General features: G+C 68.6%; 11 protein-coding genes, 1 tRNA gene and 1 pseudogene. 3 read left to right on the top strand and 10 right to left on the bottom strand.

Annotation, left to right across the window (positions count from 1 at the left end; translation table 11 throughout):
* Window position 1 precedes the first annotated feature (1 nt).
* From AC1P0E_RS16790 to AC1P0E_RS16760, 7 genes are all read right to left on the bottom strand, one after another.
* Entirely contained in the window at window positions 2-535 is a 534-nt protein-coding gene (locus tag AC1P0E_RS16790) for a restriction endonuclease (protein ID WP_482742977.1), read from the bottom strand.
* Window positions 432-2,486 carry a Stk1 family PASTA domain-containing Ser/Thr kinase gene (gene pknB / locus AC1P0E_RS16785; protein ID WP_482742976.1) on the bottom strand — a complete coding sequence of 685 codons (2,055 nt, stop codon included), beginning with the start codon at window positions 2,484-2,486 and terminating at the stop codon, window positions 432-434. Before pknB ends, AC1P0E_RS16790 begins: the two co-directional genes overlap by 104 nt.
* Window positions 2,487-2,653: 167 nt before the next feature.
* Window positions 2,654-4,117, bottom strand: coding sequence for a peptidoglycan D,D-transpeptidase FtsI family protein (locus AC1P0E_RS16780; protein ID WP_482742975.1), 1,464 nt, complete (start codon window positions 4,115-4,117; stop codon window positions 2,654-2,656).
* On the bottom strand, window positions 4,114-5,511 hold the full coding sequence (locus tag AC1P0E_RS16775) for an FtsW/RodA/SpoVE family cell cycle protein (protein WP_482742974.1): 1,398 nt from the start codon (window positions 5,509-5,511) through the stop codon (window positions 4,114-4,116). The genes AC1P0E_RS16780 and AC1P0E_RS16775 overlap by 4 nt, the downstream gene beginning before the upstream one ends.
* A gap of 22 nt (window positions 5,512-5,533) precedes the next feature.
* Window positions 5,534-7,042, bottom strand: coding sequence for a Stp1/IreP family PP2C-type Ser/Thr phosphatase (locus AC1P0E_RS16770; RefSeq protein ID WP_482745780.1), 1,509 nt, complete (start codon window positions 7,040-7,042; stop codon window positions 5,534-5,536).
* A gap of 128 nt (window positions 7,043-7,170) precedes the next feature.
* A complete protein-coding gene (locus AC1P0E_RS16765) occupies window positions 7,171-7,680 on the bottom strand; it encodes an FHA domain-containing protein FhaB/FipA (protein WP_028810660.1) in 510 nt (169 codons plus the stop codon).
* A 10-nt stretch (window positions 7,681-7,690) separates the two neighbouring features.
* Window positions 7,691-8,557 carry an FhaA domain-containing protein gene (locus AC1P0E_RS16760; protein WP_482742973.1) on the bottom strand — a complete coding sequence of 289 codons (867 nt, stop codon included), beginning with the start codon at window positions 8,555-8,557 and terminating at the stop codon, window positions 7,691-7,693.
* Between the two features lie 333 nt (window positions 8,558-8,890).
* On the opposite strand from AC1P0E_RS16760, the gene AC1P0E_RS16755 reads away from it, so the two are divergent.
* Window positions 8,891-8,973, top strand: a tRNA-Leu gene (locus tag AC1P0E_RS16755).
* Between the two features lie 229 nt (window positions 8,974-9,202).
* Here AC1P0E_RS16755 and AC1P0E_RS16750 read toward each other — a convergent pair.
* Window positions 9,203-9,607 (bottom strand): MerR family transcriptional regulator, encoded by a 405-nt coding sequence (locus AC1P0E_RS16750; RefSeq protein ID WP_482742972.1) that lies wholly within the window; start codon window positions 9,605-9,607, stop codon window positions 9,203-9,205.
* A 398-nt stretch (window positions 9,608-10,005) separates the two neighbouring features.
* Here AC1P0E_RS16750 and AC1P0E_RS16745 point away from each other — a divergent pair, with 398 nt between their 5' ends.
* Window positions 10,006-11,508: a SulP family inorganic anion transporter gene (locus AC1P0E_RS16745; protein ID WP_482742971.1), complete on the top strand. Its 1,503-nt coding sequence runs from the start codon at window positions 10,006-10,008 to the stop codon at window positions 11,506-11,508.
* 45 nt (window positions 11,509-11,553) lie between these two features.
* On the opposite strand, the gene AC1P0E_RS16740 is transcribed toward AC1P0E_RS16745, so the two are convergent.
* Together AC1P0E_RS16740 and AC1P0E_RS16735 are read right to left on the bottom strand one after the other, a co-directional pair.
* Entirely contained in the window at window positions 11,554-13,602 is a 2,049-nt protein-coding gene (locus tag AC1P0E_RS16740) for a glycosyltransferase family 2 protein (protein ID WP_482742970.1), read from the bottom strand.
* Between the two features lie 267 nt (window positions 13,603-13,869).
* A pseudogene (locus AC1P0E_RS16735) lies at window positions 13,870-14,545 on the bottom strand (DNA repair ATPase); the annotation flags it as partial.
* 296 nt (window positions 14,546-14,841) lie between these two features.
* On the opposite strand from AC1P0E_RS16735, the gene AC1P0E_RS16730 reads away from it, so the two are divergent.
* Window positions 14,842-16,344 carry a DUF2252 domain-containing protein gene (locus tag AC1P0E_RS16730; protein WP_482742969.1) on the top strand — a complete coding sequence of 501 codons (1,503 nt, stop codon included), beginning with the start codon at window positions 14,842-14,844 and terminating at the stop codon, window positions 16,342-16,344.
* Window positions 16,345-16,364: the final 20 nt, after the last annotated feature.

Genomic DNA, 16,364 nt, shown 5'->3' with positions numbered 1-16,364 from the left:
GTCACCCCCATGAGCCGGGCCCGAAGTCGCAACTTCGATTTGCGACTTCGGGCCCTTTTTCGTGCGCTGCCAGCGCAGGACTTCCAGCTTTGCGCCCGCGCTCCAGGTCTCCAGCAGCCCCCGGTGCACGGCGGTGATGCCGGCCTGCGCGGCGATGGCGAGTGACTCGGAGGTAGAACGGGCAGGTCGCGGCGTACACGGCCACGTCCGCGTCGTGCAGGGTCTTGGAGCCGACGAACTTCTGCATCTCTCCACTCAGCACGGAGCGGTACGGGGCCCAGTGCTTGCACTGCACGACGAACCGACGCCCGTCGGCCGTGCGACCGGTGATGTCCGCCCCACGATCCCCGCTTCCGCCGTGGATCTCGACGCAAGAAGGGCCGTGGACTTCTTTCGAAGTCCACGGCCCTTCTGCGTTGCTGCACCCGGGGCTAGTCGCCGTCGCCGCCGTTGCGGCCGAAGCCGCCGCCGAAGAGGCCGCCGGCGTCGTTGCCGCCGTTGTTGCCGCCGCCGTTGTTGTCGCCGCCCCCGTCACCGCCGCCGTCGCCGCCGCCGGCCGCGGTGGTCAGGTTGACCGCAGTGCCCTTGGGGACCTGCTGGCCCACCGCGGGCTGGGCGAGGAAGACGAGGGCTTCGTCGTCCTGCGGGCCGGTGATCGTGCCGACGCTCAGGCCGGCGTCCTCGATCGCCTTGCGGGCGTCCTTGAGCTTCTGGCCGGTCACGGCCGGTACCGCGACCTGCTCCGGCTGGGCCGGGGCCTTCGCGACGGTCAGGGTGATCGTGCCGCCCTTGTCGGTCTGGCTGTTGCCCACCGGGTCCTGCTTGATGACCGTGTTGGGGGCTTCGGTCGACTCTTCCTCGACTCGGGTGACCTGGAAGCCGAGGTTCGTGAGCTGTTGGCTGGCCGCCTCGAAGGGCTGGCCGACCACCGGCGGGACATCGGCCTTGGTGGACTTGGCGATGGAGAGGGTGATCGTCTCGCCCCTCTCCGCCTTCGTGCCGCCCTCCGGGTCCTGATTGATGACCGTGCCGGCCGTCTTCTCGGACTCGACCTGCTTGGTGTCGACGTCGAAGCCGTCGTCCTTGAGGTTCTTGGTGGCCCTGTCCTCCGTCTGGTCCATGACGTCGGGGACCTCGACCTTCGGGGCGCCCGTGGAGACCACGACCGTGATGGTCTCGCCCGCCTTGACCTCCTGGCCGCTCGCCGGGGTCTGGTCGCAGACCTTGCCCTTGGGCTGCTCCTCGCACTCCCTGCGCTCTCCGACCTCCACCGTGAGGTCGGAGTTCGTGCCGAGTTGTTTCGCCTTGGCGAGGGTCTCGCCGATCAGGACCGGCACCTCGCGGTTGCCCTTGTTGCTGTCGCCGGCGAACAGCGACCTGCCGATCAGGATCGCGCCGACGAGGACGAGGATGCCCGCGAGGACGAGCAGGATCGTCGAGGTGTTGCTCTTCTTGTTCTGCTGCCTGCGGCGGTCCACACGGTCGTCGTAGCCGTAGCCGCCGTCGTCCGGGTTGACCGGCGGCATCATCGACGTCTGGCCGCCGCCTGCGTCGGCCGAGCGCAGCGCCGTGGTGGGCTGGTCGTCGCCGTGGCCGCCGTAACCGCCGTACCCGACCGAGCCGAGCGCCGAGGTGGCCGCGACGGGCTGGCCGTCGAGGCAGGCCTCGATGTCGGCGCGCATCTCGTCGGCGGACTGGTAGCGGTAGTCGGGGTCCTTGGTCAGCGCCTTCAGGACGATGGCGTCCATTTCGGGCGTGATCTCGGGGTCGAAGTTGCTGGGCGGCTGAGGCTCTTCCCGTACGTGCTGGTAGGCGACCGCGACCGGGGAGTCGCCGATGAACGGCGGCCGTACGGCCAGCAGCTCGTAGAGCAGGCAGCCGGTGGAGTAGAGGTCGGAGCGTGCGTCGACCTGCTCGCCCTTGGCCTGCTCCGGGGAGAGGTATTGCGCGGTGCCGATGACGGCGGCGGTCTGCGTCATCGTCATGCCGGAGTCGCCCATGGCGCGGGCGATGCCGAAGTCCATGACCTTGACCTGGCCGGTGCGCGTCAGCATGACGTTCGCCGGCTTGATGTCACGGTGCACGATCTGGGCGCGGTGCGAGTACTCGAGTGCCTGGAGGATGCCCACGGTCATTTCGAGGGTGCGCTCGGGCAGCAGCCTGCGCCCGGAGTGCAGCAGCTCGCGCAGGGTCGATCCGTCGACGTACTCCATCACGATGTACGGGATGGAGACGTTGTCGACGTAGTCCTCGCCGGTGTCGTAGACCGCGACGATCGCCGGGTGGTTCAGCGAGGCGGCCGACTGGGCCTCGCGGCGGAACCGGGCCTGGAAGGACGGGTCGCGGGCGAGATCCACCCGCAGCGTCTTCACAGCGACGGTGCGGCCGAGCCGGGTGTCGTGCGCGATGTAGACCTCGGCCATGCCACCACGGCCGAGCACCGAGCCCAGCTCGTACCGGCCGCCGAGGCGACGCGGCTCTTCCATAGCTTTCCAGCCCTCTCCGTCTGTCCCGACCGCACCTGTGTGTGGTCCGGCGGTGTGCTGTCCGCGCATACGGTACCGGGCGGGCCGTATCCGGTCCGCCCGCGACTGCGGGCCGAGACCGGACCGGTACCGCGACGTGGGCGTACGCGGCCGTCAGGTGACCGGCGTCACTCCTTGTTGTTCTCCAGGACCGCCTTCATCACGTTCTTCGCGATGGGAGCGGCGAGGCCGCCGCCGGAGATGTCCTCGCGGTTGGCGTTTTCGTCCTCGACGACGACGGCGACCGCGACGGGCGAGCCCTGATCGGTCTTGGCGTACGAGATGAACCAGGCGTACGGCTTCTCACTGTTGTCGACGCCGTGCTGGGCGGTGCCGGTCTTGCCGCCGACGGTGACGCCCGGCAGCTGCGCCCTGGTGCCGGTGCCTTCCTTGACGACCGTCTCCATCATTTCCTGGACCTTCTGAGCGTTCTCGGCGGAGAGCGGCTGGCTCATCTCCTCGGGGCTCGTCTTTTCCAGGACGTCCAGGTTGGGGTCGGTGAGCCGGTCGATCATGTACGGCTTCATCAGCTTGCCGTCGTTGGCGATCGCGGAGGCCACCATGGCCATCTGGAGGGGCGTGGTGGCGGTGTTGAACTGGCCGATGGAGGACAGCGCGGTCCCGGCCTTGTCCATGTCCTTGGAGAAGACGCTCGCGTTGGAGCGCACCGGTACGAACTGCTCTTCGTTGAAGCCGAACTTCTCCGCGGTCTCGAGCATCTTCTCGTTGTCGAGGTCGGCGCCGATCTTGCCGAAGACGGTGTTGCAGGACACCTTCAGGGCGACCCGCAGTGTGGCGTCCTCGCAGGGGAGGTTGCCCTCGTTCACCAGGTTCTTGCTGGAGAGGGGCAGTCGCCACGGCAGCGGTGACTTGGTCTTCTCGTCGATGTCGTTGTACAGGCCGTGCTCCAGGGCCGCCGCGGCCGTGACCACCTTGAAGGTCGAGCCCGGCGGGTAGGTCTGGCGCAGCGCGCGGTTGAGCGACGGGTCGTCCGGGTTGAGCTTCTTGTCGATCTTCTTCCATGCCTCGCCGTCGCCCATGCCGGCGATCGTCGAGGGGTCGTACGACGGCGCGCTGGCCAGCGCGAGGATCTTGCCGGTGCGCGGGTCGAGGGCGGCGACGGCGCCCTTCTTGCCCTTGAGGCCGTTGTACGCGGCACGCTGGGCGTCACCGTTGAGGGTGGTGAGGACGTTGCCGCCCTGCTTCTTGTCGCCGGTGAACATGGAAAGCGTGCGGTCGAAGAACAGCCGGTCGTCCGTGCCGGTGAGGATGTCGTCCTCGATGCTCTCGATCTGGGTGGCGCCGTAGACCTGGGAAGCGAAGCCGGTGACGGGGGCCCACATGGCGCCGTCCTTGTAGGTCCGCTTGTACTTGAGGTCACCGTTCTTGGCCTCTACGGACCCGGTGATCGCATTGCCGTCGACGATGATGTCGCCGCGCTTGTGGGCGTAGCGGTCGATCAGGACGCGGCGGTTGTTGGGGTCCTTGGAGAGTTCGTCGGCCTTGACGTACTGGACCCAGTTGACGCGTACGAGCAGGGCGAGGACGAGCAGGCCGCAGAAGATCGCGACCCGGCGCAGGGGCTTGTTCACGGGCGGACCACCTGGGTCATCTCGGCGTCGGAGGTAGGTGCGGGGGCGGGCGCGGGCCTGCGGGCGGTGTCGCTGATGCGCAGCAGGATGGCGATGAGCGCCCAGTTGGCGATGACGGAGGAGCCGCCCTGTGCGAGGAACGGCATGGTCATGCCGGTCAGCGGGATGACGCCGGTGACGCCGCCCGCGACGACGAAGACCTGGAGGGCGAAGGCGCCGGAGAGGCCGATGGCGAGGAGCTTGCCGAAGGGGTCACGGGCGGCGAGGGCGGTGCGCACGCCGCGCTCGATGAGGAGGCCGTACACGAGGATGATCGCCATGAGGCCGGTGAGGCCCATTTCCTCGCCGACGGTGGCGAGGATGTAGTCGCTCTTGGGGGCGATGCCGCCGATGAGTTTGGAGTAGCCCTGGCCGAGTCCGGAGCCGAAGAGGCCGCCGGAGCCGAAGGCGTAGACGGCCTGGGCGGTTTCGGTGACGCCGCCGTTCTGGAGGGCGAGGGGGTTGAGCCAGTTCTCGACGCGGGACTGCACGTGGCTGGCGAAGGAGGCGACGCCGACGGCGCCGGCGGCGCTGAGGGTGAGGCCGAAGACGACCCAGCTGGTGCGTTCGGTGGCGACGTACAGCATGATCACGAAGAGGCCGAAGAAGAGCAGCGAGGTGCCCAGGTCGGTCTCGAAGATCAGGATCATCAGGCTGATGGCCCAGATCGCGAGGATCGGTCCGAGGTCGCGGCCGCGGGGCAGGTACATGCCCATGAAGCGGCGGCTGGCCAGGGCGAGCGCGTCGCGTTTGACCATCAGGTAGCCGGCGAAGAAGATCGCGATGATGATCTTCGCGAACTCGGCGGGCTGGAGCGATCCGACGCCCGGGATGGTGATCCAGATTCGTGCGCCGAACTTGGCCGGGAAGAACATCGGCAGGATCAGCAGTACGAGGGCCACGACCATCGAGATGTACGTGTAGCGCTGAAGTACGCGGTGGTCCTTGAGGAACAGCAGGACGCCCAGGAAGAGAGCGACGCCGAGCGCGGACCAGATCATCTGCTTGGGCGCCATCGCGCCGCCCAGCGCGGCGGTGGTGATGGACGGTTCCATGTCGAGCCGCCAGATCAGCACCAGACCCAGCCCGTTGAGCAGGGTGGCCAGTGGCAGCATCAGCGGGTCGGCGTACGGCGCGAACTTGCGCACCATCAGGTGCGCGACGCCCGCGAGGAGGCTGAGCCCCAGCCCGTAGCCGAGCATGCCGGCGGGCAGGCTGCCGTCCTTGGCGAGGCCGACATTGGCGTACGCGAAGACGGGGATGATGACGGCGAACGCGAGCATGGCGAGCTCGGTGTTGCGCCGGCTCGGCGCTTCGATCGCGCCGATGGTGGTCGTGTTGGTGACAACGCTCATGGTGGTAAGGCCCCCTACGGCTTTACGGCTTACCGCACTGCGAGACCAGCTTCTGCTCTTCCTCGGAGAGGCTGGGGCCAGGAGTGGGCGAAGCTGTAGCCGTCGGAATTTTGCGGGTCTTGGTGGTCTGGGTCGTGGCGCCGGAACCGGTCGTGCCGCCCGCCTCGCCCTCGCCCGTACGCGCGTTGTTCTCGCGCTCTGCCTTGCGGCGCTCCTCGTCCTTCTTGCACGCGGAGGCCTGGTTGCCGAGTTCGGCGACCTTCTCCCGCGCGTCGGCGAGGCTGCCCTCGGTGATGGTCGCCTCGACCTGCTTCTGCTGGTAGGGCGGGAGGTACTTGAGTTCGATCTCGGGGTGGTCCTTCTCGACCTCCGAGAGGGAGACCCAGGCGAGATCCTGGCTGATGCCCCGGTAGAGCGCGACGTGGTCGTCGTTGGCGCCGACGTAGTACTGGGTCTGGGTCCAGCGGTAGCCGCCGTACAGACCGCCGCCCACGACGGCGAGCGCGAGGAGCAGGAAGAAGGATCTTTTGAGCCACTTGCGTCCGGCGCGCGGCTTGGTGAAGTCCTCGTCGCTGTACGCACCGAAGGCGCCGTCGGGGGCATCTCCGTAACCGCTGTTGTCACCGCTGCCGGGCGGGCCGAACGCGCCTCCCGGTGCGGCCTGCGGCGGGACGGGCCGGCCGAGGCCCGCCGCGCGGCCCGCGGGGGTCTGCATGGCGCCGCCGTCGTTCGCCTGGAGCTGGTTCTCGGCGACCGCGCCGACGACGACCGGGGTGTCGTTGAGCTGCCCGGCCAGGGTGTCGTTGCCGTCGACGTCGAGGACGTCCGCGACGATGCAGGTGATGTTGTCGGGTCCGCCGCCGCGCAGGGCGAGCTGGATGAGCTCCTGCACGGTCTCCTGGGGGCCGTGGTAGCTGGCGAGCGTCTCTTCCATCGTCTGGTGGGAGACGACGCCGGACAGGCCGTCGGAGCAGATCAGGTAGCGGTCGCCGGCCCGGACCTCACGGATGGAGAGGTCGGGTTCGACGTGGTCGCCGCTGCCCAGCGCGCGCATCAGCAGGGAGCGCTGCGGGTGGGTGGTGGCTTCTTCCTCGGTGATGCGGCCCTCGTCGACGAGGCGCTGCACCCAGGTGTGGTCCTGCGTGATCTGGGTCAGTACGCCGTCACGGAGCAGGTACGCCCGTGAGTCGCCGACGTGCACGAGGCCGAGGCGCTGACCGGTCCACAGGAGGGCGGTGAGCGTGGTGCCCATGCCCTCCAGCTGGGGGTCCTCCTCGACCATCATGCGCAGCTGGTCGTTGGCCCGCTGCACGGCGGTGCCGAGCGAGGTCAGGATGTCCGAGCCGGGTACGTCGTCGTCGAGGGTGACCAGGGTCGAGATGACCTCGGAGCTGGCCACCTCACCGGCGGCCTGTCCCCCCATGCCGTCGGCGATGGCGAGAAGGCGTGGACCCGCGTAACCGGAGTCCTCGTTGCCTTCCCGGATCATGCCTTTGTGCGATCCGGCGGCGAAGCGCAGCGACAGACTCATGCGCACCTCGCCCGTCGGCTCCGGGTACATCCGCACGGTGCCCACCCTCCGGTCGGGAGCCATCGGTGATCCGCTGTCGGGACCGCCGCGGCTCGCTCGCTCCGCTCGCGCTCAATCATGACGTGGCACTACTTCCGCAGCTCGATGACGGTCTTGCCGATGCGGATCGGCGCGCCCAGCGGAATGGGGGTCGGGGTGGTGAGTCGGGTCCGGTCGAGATACGTGCCGTTGGTGGACCCGAGATCCTCGACGATCCACTGGCCGTCACGGTCCGGGTAGATCCTGGCATGACGGCTGGACGCGTAGTCGTCGTCCAGCACGATCGTCGAATCGTGCGCCCGCCCCAGCGTGACGGTCTGCCCCTGGAGGGCCACCGTCGTGCCGGTGAGTGTGCCTTCGGACACCACCAGCTTTGTGGGGGCGCCGCGGCGCTGGCGCTGCTGCGGCGGCGCCGCAGCCTGTTGCTGGCGTCCGGCCTGCTGCGGTCTGGCGTCGGCGGACGCGGTGCGGCGTGAGCCGCGCTGCGTGACCCGCGTACCGAACAGATCGCTGCGGATGACCTGGACGGCCACAATCACAAACAGCCACAGAACGGCCAGGAAACCTAGCCGCATGACCGTCAGGGTCAGCTCTGACATTGCCCCCGCTTCACCCTTCGGCTTGCCGATAAACGATGGTCGTGCTGCCCACGACGATCCGCGAGCCGTCGCGGAGCGTAGCGCGGGTGGTGTGCTGTCCGTCTACCACGATCCCGTTGGTAGACCCGAGATCCTGGATCGTCGGGGGCGTTCCGGTCCGGATCTCACAGTGCCGACGCGATACGCCGGGGTCGTCGATCCGCACGTCTGCTTCGGTGCTGCGGCCCAGCACCAGCGTCGGGCGGGACATCTGATGGCGGGTGCCGTTGATCTCGATCCAGCGCCGCGTCTGCGCGCCCGGCATCGGACCCGGGGCCGGGCCGGCCGGTCTGCCGGATGCGGCTGCCGGTCCGGGCCGCGCGCCGGGCGGCGGGGACGCCGGCATGGGGGGTGCTCCGGGGGAGGCCGACGGCGGGTAGCCGTAGCCGCCGCCGCGCGGGGCGGCCGGTGCGGGGCTGGGCCGGCCGGGGGCCGGGCTCTGCGGCGGGGCGGCCTGCGACGTACTCGATGCGAGGGTGCGGCTGCGTACGCGGTAGAGACCGGTGTCGAGGTCTTCGGCCTTCTCCAGGTGGACCTTGATGGGGCCCATGAAGGTGTAGCGCTGCTGCTTCGCGTAGTCGCGGACCAGGCCGGAGAGCTCGTCGCCGAGCTGTCCGGAGTACGGGCTGAGGCGCTCGTAGTCCGGGGTGGAGAGCTCGACGATGAAGTCGTTGGGGACGACGGTGCGCTCGCGGTTCCAGATCGTGGCGTTGTTGTCGCACTCGCGCTGGAGGGCGCCGGCGATCTCGACGGGCTGGACCTCGGACTTGAAGACCTTGGCGAAGGTGCCATTGACCAGACCTTCGAGACGCTGCTCGAAACGCTTCATGACTCCCATGGGGCACCTCCTCCGTCGTTGCCGTCCTGATACTGCTTACTGATCGTATCCACGCGTCGGGAAATCGGCTGGTTCCCCTTGTCTGCACAGTGGATGAGTGTCACCTCTCACAGGGATCGTAGAGGTGGCCTGATGACAGTGTCCCGCACCCGGGGGACACTCTGGAGGAGTGGGTGACGGGCGGCGGCGTTCCCTTCCCGGTTTCCCCCTTCGTTCCCCTCCTCGGGTCCCCCCGAACAACGGGTGTGAATCCACCCTGGCCACCGTGCTAATCTTCTGCATGTCGTCAGGCGCTCGCACAAACCAGTGAGAGATTCGAACGGCACCACTCATGCGCGAGTGGCGGAACGGCAGACGCGCTGGCTTCAGGTGCCAGTGTCCTTAGGGACGTGGGGGTTCAAATCCCCCCTCGCGCACTTTTGAGAAACCGACGAAACGGGTCTCGGCAGGTGACGAAAGTCGCTCGCAGGGGCCCGTTTCGCGTTGCCCGCAACGGCTGAGGTCTCGTCAGCTGCCTGCGGGTCAGTATGTACGCAGCGGGGCCCTCCCGGTGGCATCAGTCACCCGGAGGGCCCCGCTTGTTTTGTTGAACCCGATTACGAGGCAGAGCGTCGCGCGGAAGCGAGCACTCATCTGTCGTGACCGTCAGTTCCGTGTCGTCCCCAGGCGGCGGCGGAGCGTGGTGGCGAAGTCCTCGGCTGCCATCAGCTGGGCGCGCAGCGTCTCGCAGCGGGCGTCGGTGACCTTGCGGTAGGTGTCCAGGCGCTCGCGCAGCCGGTCGCGCTCTTCGCCCGTCGGCGGGTCGTCGACCGCGGCGATGCGGTCGGTGATCTCCAGCAGGTCGCGCATCTCCTCCAGGGAGAAGTCCAGCGGCTTCATCCGGCGGATCACCATCAGGCGCTCGACGTCGACCTCGGTGTAGAGGCGGAAGCCGCCCTTGCTGCGGGCGGAGGGGATGACGAGGCCGACTTCCTCGTAGTGCCGGATCGTGCGCAGCGACAAGCCCGTCCGCTCGGCCACCTCGCCGATCTGCATCTGCCGCTCAGCCATTCTCCACGCCTTCACCTTCTGCGTTCCGCCGGACTTCGAACACTCGAAGTGCGCAGCATACGTGTCTCGAATCACATGATTCGGCGGCCTGTTTACCTGCATTTCACAAGCCACAACTCGCACTCTGCCCTCACGTCAGAGTAGAGTCATTGGTGAGGGTGCCCGCGCTGTGCAGGTGCGGCAGGGCAGCCCCGCCAGAGGGGGCCCACAGGGCCCGTCTTCACCCGCAGACTTCCCGGGCAATGATGCCCGACCGGCAGCCAGTGGCTGCCCCTTCCATCCGGCAGAGCCCCCATCGAGGCCGGGCCGCCGGAGGGATTCCGTTCCTCGGTGCGGAGTCGAGTACGACGCGTGTGCATTCAGCGGCTGGATGTGTGCGCCCGAACAGAAACGGTTGCATGTCTTCACCGCTGTCCGTAGTTCCCAAGCTGCGTATGTCAAAGCCCGACTGGCTCGCCTCCCCGAAGGTCTTCCGCACCGAGGTCCTGGCCGGACTCGTGGTCGCGCTGGCTCTGATCCCCGAGGCGATCTCCTTCTCGATCATCGCCGGGGTCGACCCGGCCATCGGACTGTTCGCGTCCTTCACCATGGCGGTGGTGATCTCGATCGTGGGCGGCCGCAAGGCCATGATTTCCGCCGCGACCGGCGCGATCGCCCTGGTCATCGCGCCGCTCAACCACGAGTACGGGCTCGGGTACCTGATCGCCGCTGTCATCCTCGGCGGCGTCATCCAGATCGTTCTCGGAGCCCTGGGTGTGGCCAAGCTGATGCGCTTCGTACCGCGCAGCGTCATGGTGGGCTTCGTCAACGCCCTCGCCATCCTGATCTTCATGGCCCAGGTGCCCGAGATGCGCGACGTCCCGTGGGCCGTCTACCCGCTGATCGCCGGCGGCCTCGCGCTCATGATCTTCTTCCCCAAGGTCACCACGGTCGTCCCGGCCCCCCTTGTCTCCATCGTGATCCTGACCGTGATCACTGTCGCCGCCGGCATCGCGGTGCCGAACGTCGGTGACAAGGGCGACCTGCCCTCGTCCTTGCCGGTGCCGGGCCTGCCGGACGTGCCGTACACGATGGACACGCTGACCACCATCGCCCCGTACGCCCTCGCCCTGGCGCTGGTCGGGCTGATGGAGTCGCTGATGACCGCCAAGCTGGTCGACGACATCACCGACACGCACTCCAACAAGACCCGTGAGTCCGTCGGACAGGGCATCGCCAACATCGTCACCGGCTTCTTCGGCGGCATGGGCGGCTGCGCCATGATCGGCCAGACCATGATCAACGTGAAGACGTCCGGTGCGCGCACCCGGCTCTCCACGTTCCTGGCCGGTGTCTTCCTGATGGTCCTCGTGGTCGTGTTCGGCCCGGTCGTCTCGACCATCCCGATGGCCGCGCTGGTCGCCGTGATGATCCTGGTTTCCATGGCGACCTTCGACTGGCACTCCATCCAGCCGAAGACGCTCAAGCGGATGCCGGTCGGCGAGACCACCGTCATGGTCGTCACCGTGGCCGCCGTGGTGGCCACCCACAACCTCGCCATCGGCGTCGTTCTCGGCTCGGTCACCGCCATGGTCATCTTCGCCAAGCGCGTCGCGCACCTGGCCGAGGTCTCCGGGGTCGTCGACCCGGACGGCAAGCAGGTTGTCTACGCGGTCACCGGCGAGCTGTTCTTCGCCTCGTCCAACGATCTGGTCTACCAGTTCAACTACAAGGACGACCCGGACGACGTAGTGATCGACCTGACCGGCGCCCACATCTGGGACGCCTCCTCGGTCGCAGCCCTGGACGCCATAGAGACCAAGTACGCCCAGCGTGGCAAGAAGGTCACCATCGTCGGCCTGAACGAGCCCAGCGCCGAGATGCACGGCAAGCTCGCCGGTCAGCTCACCGCCGGGCACTGAGCGGCGGCTCCCCTCCAGGTCCCGGGAAGCCGCCTGCCCCCGAGGTTACCGGTGGTGATCACCGGAACGGCGTTTCGCTGCTCTCCGGGCCACCGCCCCCAGGCGGCGGCGCAACGCGCCGCGCAGCCGGAGCCGGTCCACCCGCAGTGCGAGCTGCCCGCCGTGCGCCTCCGCCTTCACGTATCTCATCAGGGCTCGGTGCACCGGCGGCAGGGGCGCCGCGGCAGGGACCTCGATCGACCAGGCCTTGGTGTCGCCGCCGTCGGCCGCGAGCCGGACGGCCATCCGCCATGTGCCGGGTGCGAGGCCGGTTACGGGCATGGAGACGGCGAAACCTGTGGCGGTCGGAGTACCGGATGCCGGGAACTGGATGCTTTCGCCGTCCTGGTTCTCCAGTCGTACGCCGAGCGCAGAAGCAGGGAACCCTGCGAGCGTCCAGTCGCCCTTGACGTGCAGTTCGCCTGCCCGCGTCCATGTGACTTCGGTTGTGATGAGCTGGTTGGGCACGCGGTGCTTGTTTTCACCGACATCGACGGTCAGGTTGCCGTACGGGTGGGTGTAGTACAGGGCCGCCGCGAAGTTGCCGCCGGCTCCTGCGACGACATGAACTTCTGGCTTGGCGCTGACCGAGGGCAGCCGTTGATGACCAATACGGAATTCTTTGCGGACCCCTGCGGCGTCGAGAGCGAGCAGAACGTCCCAGAGCCCCTTCGGCAGGCGCTCGCCGTCGGCAACCGAAGCGAGGTCGGCGACCACGGTGAAGCTTCCAGGGGGCGCAGCGTCCTGCCCACCGCGGGCTCTGTCATCAGGAGAGGGAGCGGCCATGGCCGCGGCCTCAGTCGCGATTCGGTACTCGACACCCGAGTTCCGCTCGCGCAGTACGAGTTCCGTGCTGTAGGGCACGGTGAGGACGTCCTGCAGAAAGGCGTGACCGGTCAGGGTCAGCCGGCTGCCCTCCATGCTCACCGAATCAAGCCGATGACGGACCGGAACGTCCCGTGTCACGTCGTACACATGGTCGGGAATGTCCAGGACGCCGTCCCGGAAATGTGGCAGCCGGGCATACGCGTGCCCGCTCTCCACGAGGATGTCGGGGTGCTTGCCCGCGGAACGAATTCCGAGGTCGAGCCGCTCCATGGCGACCAGCTCGTCGAGACGGTCCCGCAGGATCAGCTCGCACCGCAGCCGCGTAATGGCGTTGATCCGCTCCCTGAGAGAGTCGGGGTAGGAGCGCCTCAGCAACTCACGCAGTTCGTGGAGCTGCTCCTCCTGAACCTGTCGGTCGCTCTCCCGGGTCAGATGGACCAGGGCATGGTGCAGGTCGATGGTCAGATGCCGGTTCAGCAACGTGTCGCGGTCAGGGCCGGCGGGCACGTTCTCCTCGACCAGGCCGACCATCATCCCCAGCGTCCGGATGCGCTGCTCCGCACCCCGCGTGGTCACCGTGATGTTCTGACCGTCGTCGCGCTTGACGATGAACAAGCAGTCGTAGTCGGCCACGACCGAGATGCCGTCGGCGCGCAGATAGGCCAGGGCCGTGAAGAACTGGTCCTCGCAGACCTTGTAGCCGACAGGGAAACGCAACTGGTGCCGCTCGACGAACTCCCGGCGAATCAACTTGAGCGGGTTGAGAGCCCAGTACACCCTCGAATTGAAGACGTCGGTACGCGGCTGATTGCGCGCGAACATCGACGCCGGCGCGCCACGTCCGTTGACTCCGACCATCTTGCCCAGAACCACATCGGTGGCGTTGGCCTCGGCCATCCGGAACATGCGCTCCAGTGCTTCCTCGCCGAGATAGTCGTCAGCGTCGAGGAAGAAGACATACCGGCCACGTGCCTGCTCCAGACCCGCGTTGCGTGGAGCCGAAGGGCCCCCGGAGTTCTCCTGGTGGAACACCTGGAACAAGCCCGGGTAGAGCTCGGCGAACCGCTCAAGTTCCTTGCCCGTGCCGTCCGTCGAGCCGTCGTTGACCGCGATGACCTCCAGCCGGTCGCGGCCGATGCTCTGCCCGACCACCGAGGTGAGGGTCTCAGTCAGATATGGCATCGCATTGTATGCACCGATAATCACTGAAATATCGGGTCTATGCATGAACGTGCATCCATTCCGTCTAGCCAAGATGGTTCGCCGCAGGGCGCAAGGGATCACGGGATGGCCCCCCCGAGCCGGACGGGGCACGCGAACGCGAGCCGCCGACCGGCGAGTAACTATACTCTAACGAGAGGGAAAAGTCGACCAAAGCATCCTATGATCAGAATTTATGGGCCAGGGCAGCGCACGGGCGGCGGTGAGCAGTACACCCTTGCTGCACCCTCGCCGCAACCTTGACGTCGGCGGAGAGTCCGCTGCCCTCCTTCACTAGCGCGCCGCGTGGCGGGGTGTCGGGCGGCTGAGCAGATGGCGGGGGTCCGTGGCGCGGACGATGGCCGTCTCGACGGCCGCGACCCGGTCGGCGAGCAGGCCCCAGGGCGGCCACCGCCCGGCCGAGAGCGTCCTCGCCGGAGCCGCCGAGAGCCTGGGACCGTACGTACGCGGCCGTGATCGCCGACCAGCGGGCGGAATGATCCTCGGTGAGAGTGCCGCGCAGAGCGCCCAGCTCGAGGAGGGCGGCCTCGGCTCCTGAACCGAGGGTCTGCGCCTCGTCCTTGTAGTGGTCGTCGATCACGGCGGTCAGCTCGGTGTCGTTCATGACGGGGGAGATCCGGGCGGCGATCTTGTTCATGTCGCGGTACGAGCCCTGGAGCCGGAAGGGCGGTTCGGTGCGGTCGGCGTCACTCTGGGCGGCGGAGGCGATGTAGGCCGCGTTGACGGCGAGTACCGTCCGCCGTGCCCCGAGCAGGTGGCGCAGTACGGCGAGGGGAGCGAGCAACGGGTTGGAGGTCAGCGCGTTCTCGACGAAGCTGAGCGCGAAGGCGTCCTGCTTGCCGGTCAGTACGTCGCCCAGGTTCCGGACGTCGGCCCGGTTGGCGAGCATGTCGGGGATGCGGAAGAGCTGCCCCGACCCGGTGTAGGGGTTCGCGGCCATGCACACGGCGGGGGCGTGTTCGTCCCTGTCGCCGTGCGTTGTCGAGGCGTCACCGCTCGGTCGGCCGGGGGGTCGGGAGGCCGACGTACGCGAGATCGGGACGGACGGGGCCGTGAGGGCGGCGACGGTCGGCACGCTGCGGTAGGGGACGTGACGGTGGTTTTGTGGTTTTCCACAGGGGGAGACGGGTGTCGGCGGGCGGCGGTACGGTCGTGAACAGTTGATGTTGGCGTTCGGGGTGTGCGGTGAAGCGCGCGGCCGACGCCGGCAGCCGGTGCTGTGCGAGGACGGGGAGGCGGCGCACCATGGCCGAGAACGAGACGCGGCTTTCCGGGTCGTCCGGGGTTTCCGGGCCTTCGGGGCCTTCGGGGCCGTCCGGGCCGTCCGGCGGGCGTATTCCGGTGGTGCCCGGCTTCGCGCGGTGCGCGGCTGAGGGTGCGCCCGGGGACTCGGCCGAAAGGGCGGCCAGGGAGTCGCCCAAGGACGAGGGCAAGGCGCTGCGGTCGCGGGTGCCCCGGGCCTCGCACGATTCGCTGGTGCTCGCCGTGCAGCGGCCGGACGCGGTGCGGGCGGTCGAGGAGTCGAGCCGCGGCCGGGTGCCGGAGCTGGCCCCGATACGGGTCGGACGTATGGCCGCCTCTCCCTTCGCGTTCCTGCGGGGCGCAGCCGGGCTGATGGCGCACGACCTGGTGGGTACGCCCGTCACCGGAGTCGGGGCGCAGATCTGCGGTGACGCGCACGCGGCGAACTTCGGCCTGTACGGCGATGCGCGCGGCAGCCTGGTCATCGACCTGAACGACTTCGACGAGACGGTCGTCGGCCCGTGGGAGTGGGACGTCAAGCGGCTCGCGACGTCGCTGGTGCTGGCGGGGCGCCAGACGGGGGCCGGTGAGGACATATGCCGGCAGGCGGCTTTCGACGCGGTCGGGACGTACCGGCGCACGATGCGGCTGCTGGCCAGGAAGCCGGCGCTGGACGCGTGGAACGCGATCGCCGACGAGGAGCTCGTCTCGCACACGGACGCGCGGGACCTGCTCGGCACGCTGGAGCGGGTCGCGGAGAAGGCGCGTCACAACACCAGTGCGCGCTTCGCCGCCCGGGCGACGGCCGAGGGGCCCGGCGGGACGCGGCGCTTCGTGGACGCGCTGCCGGTCCTGCGGCGGGTGCCGGACGTGGAGGCGGCCGCGGTCGCTTCGGCGCTCGGCGGATACCTCAAGACGCTTCCCGAGGACCGGCTGCCGCTGCTCGCGCGGTACGCGATCCACGACGTGGCGTTCCGGGTGGTCGGCACCGGAAGCGTCGGTACACGGTCGTATGTGGTGCTGCTGGTCGACCACCGGGGCGAGCCGCTGGTGCTCCAGGTGAAGGAGGCGCGCGCGTCGGCCCTGACGCCGTATCTGCCTCGCGCGGGCTTCGACGTGCCGGAGGCCGGGCACGAGGGGCGTCGGGTGGTGCTCGGGCAGAAGCGGATGCAGGTGGTCAGCGACAGTCTGCTGGGCTGGACCGAAGTGGACGGGCGGCCGTTCCAGGTGCGCCAGTTCAGGAACCGCAAGGGCAGCGTGGACCCGGCGGCGCTGGAGCCCGCCCAGCTGGACGACTACGGACGGATGACCGGGGCCCTGCTGGCGCGGGCCCATGCGCACAGCGTCGACCCGCGGCTGGTCGCCGGGTACTGCGGGAAGAACGAGGAGTTCGACGAGGCCGTGGCGCGGTTCGCGGTGGCGTACGCGGACCGTACGGAAGCGGATCACGCCGATCTGGTGGCGGCGGTCAAGGACGGGCGAATAGCCGCCGAGCCCGGGGTGTGACGGGGCCGGTCGGCGGCGGT

The sequence above is a fragment of the Streptomyces sp. TRD_SC_5 genome (assembly GCF_056836825.1).
This window is presented reverse-complemented; position numbering and strand designations above follow the sequence as displayed.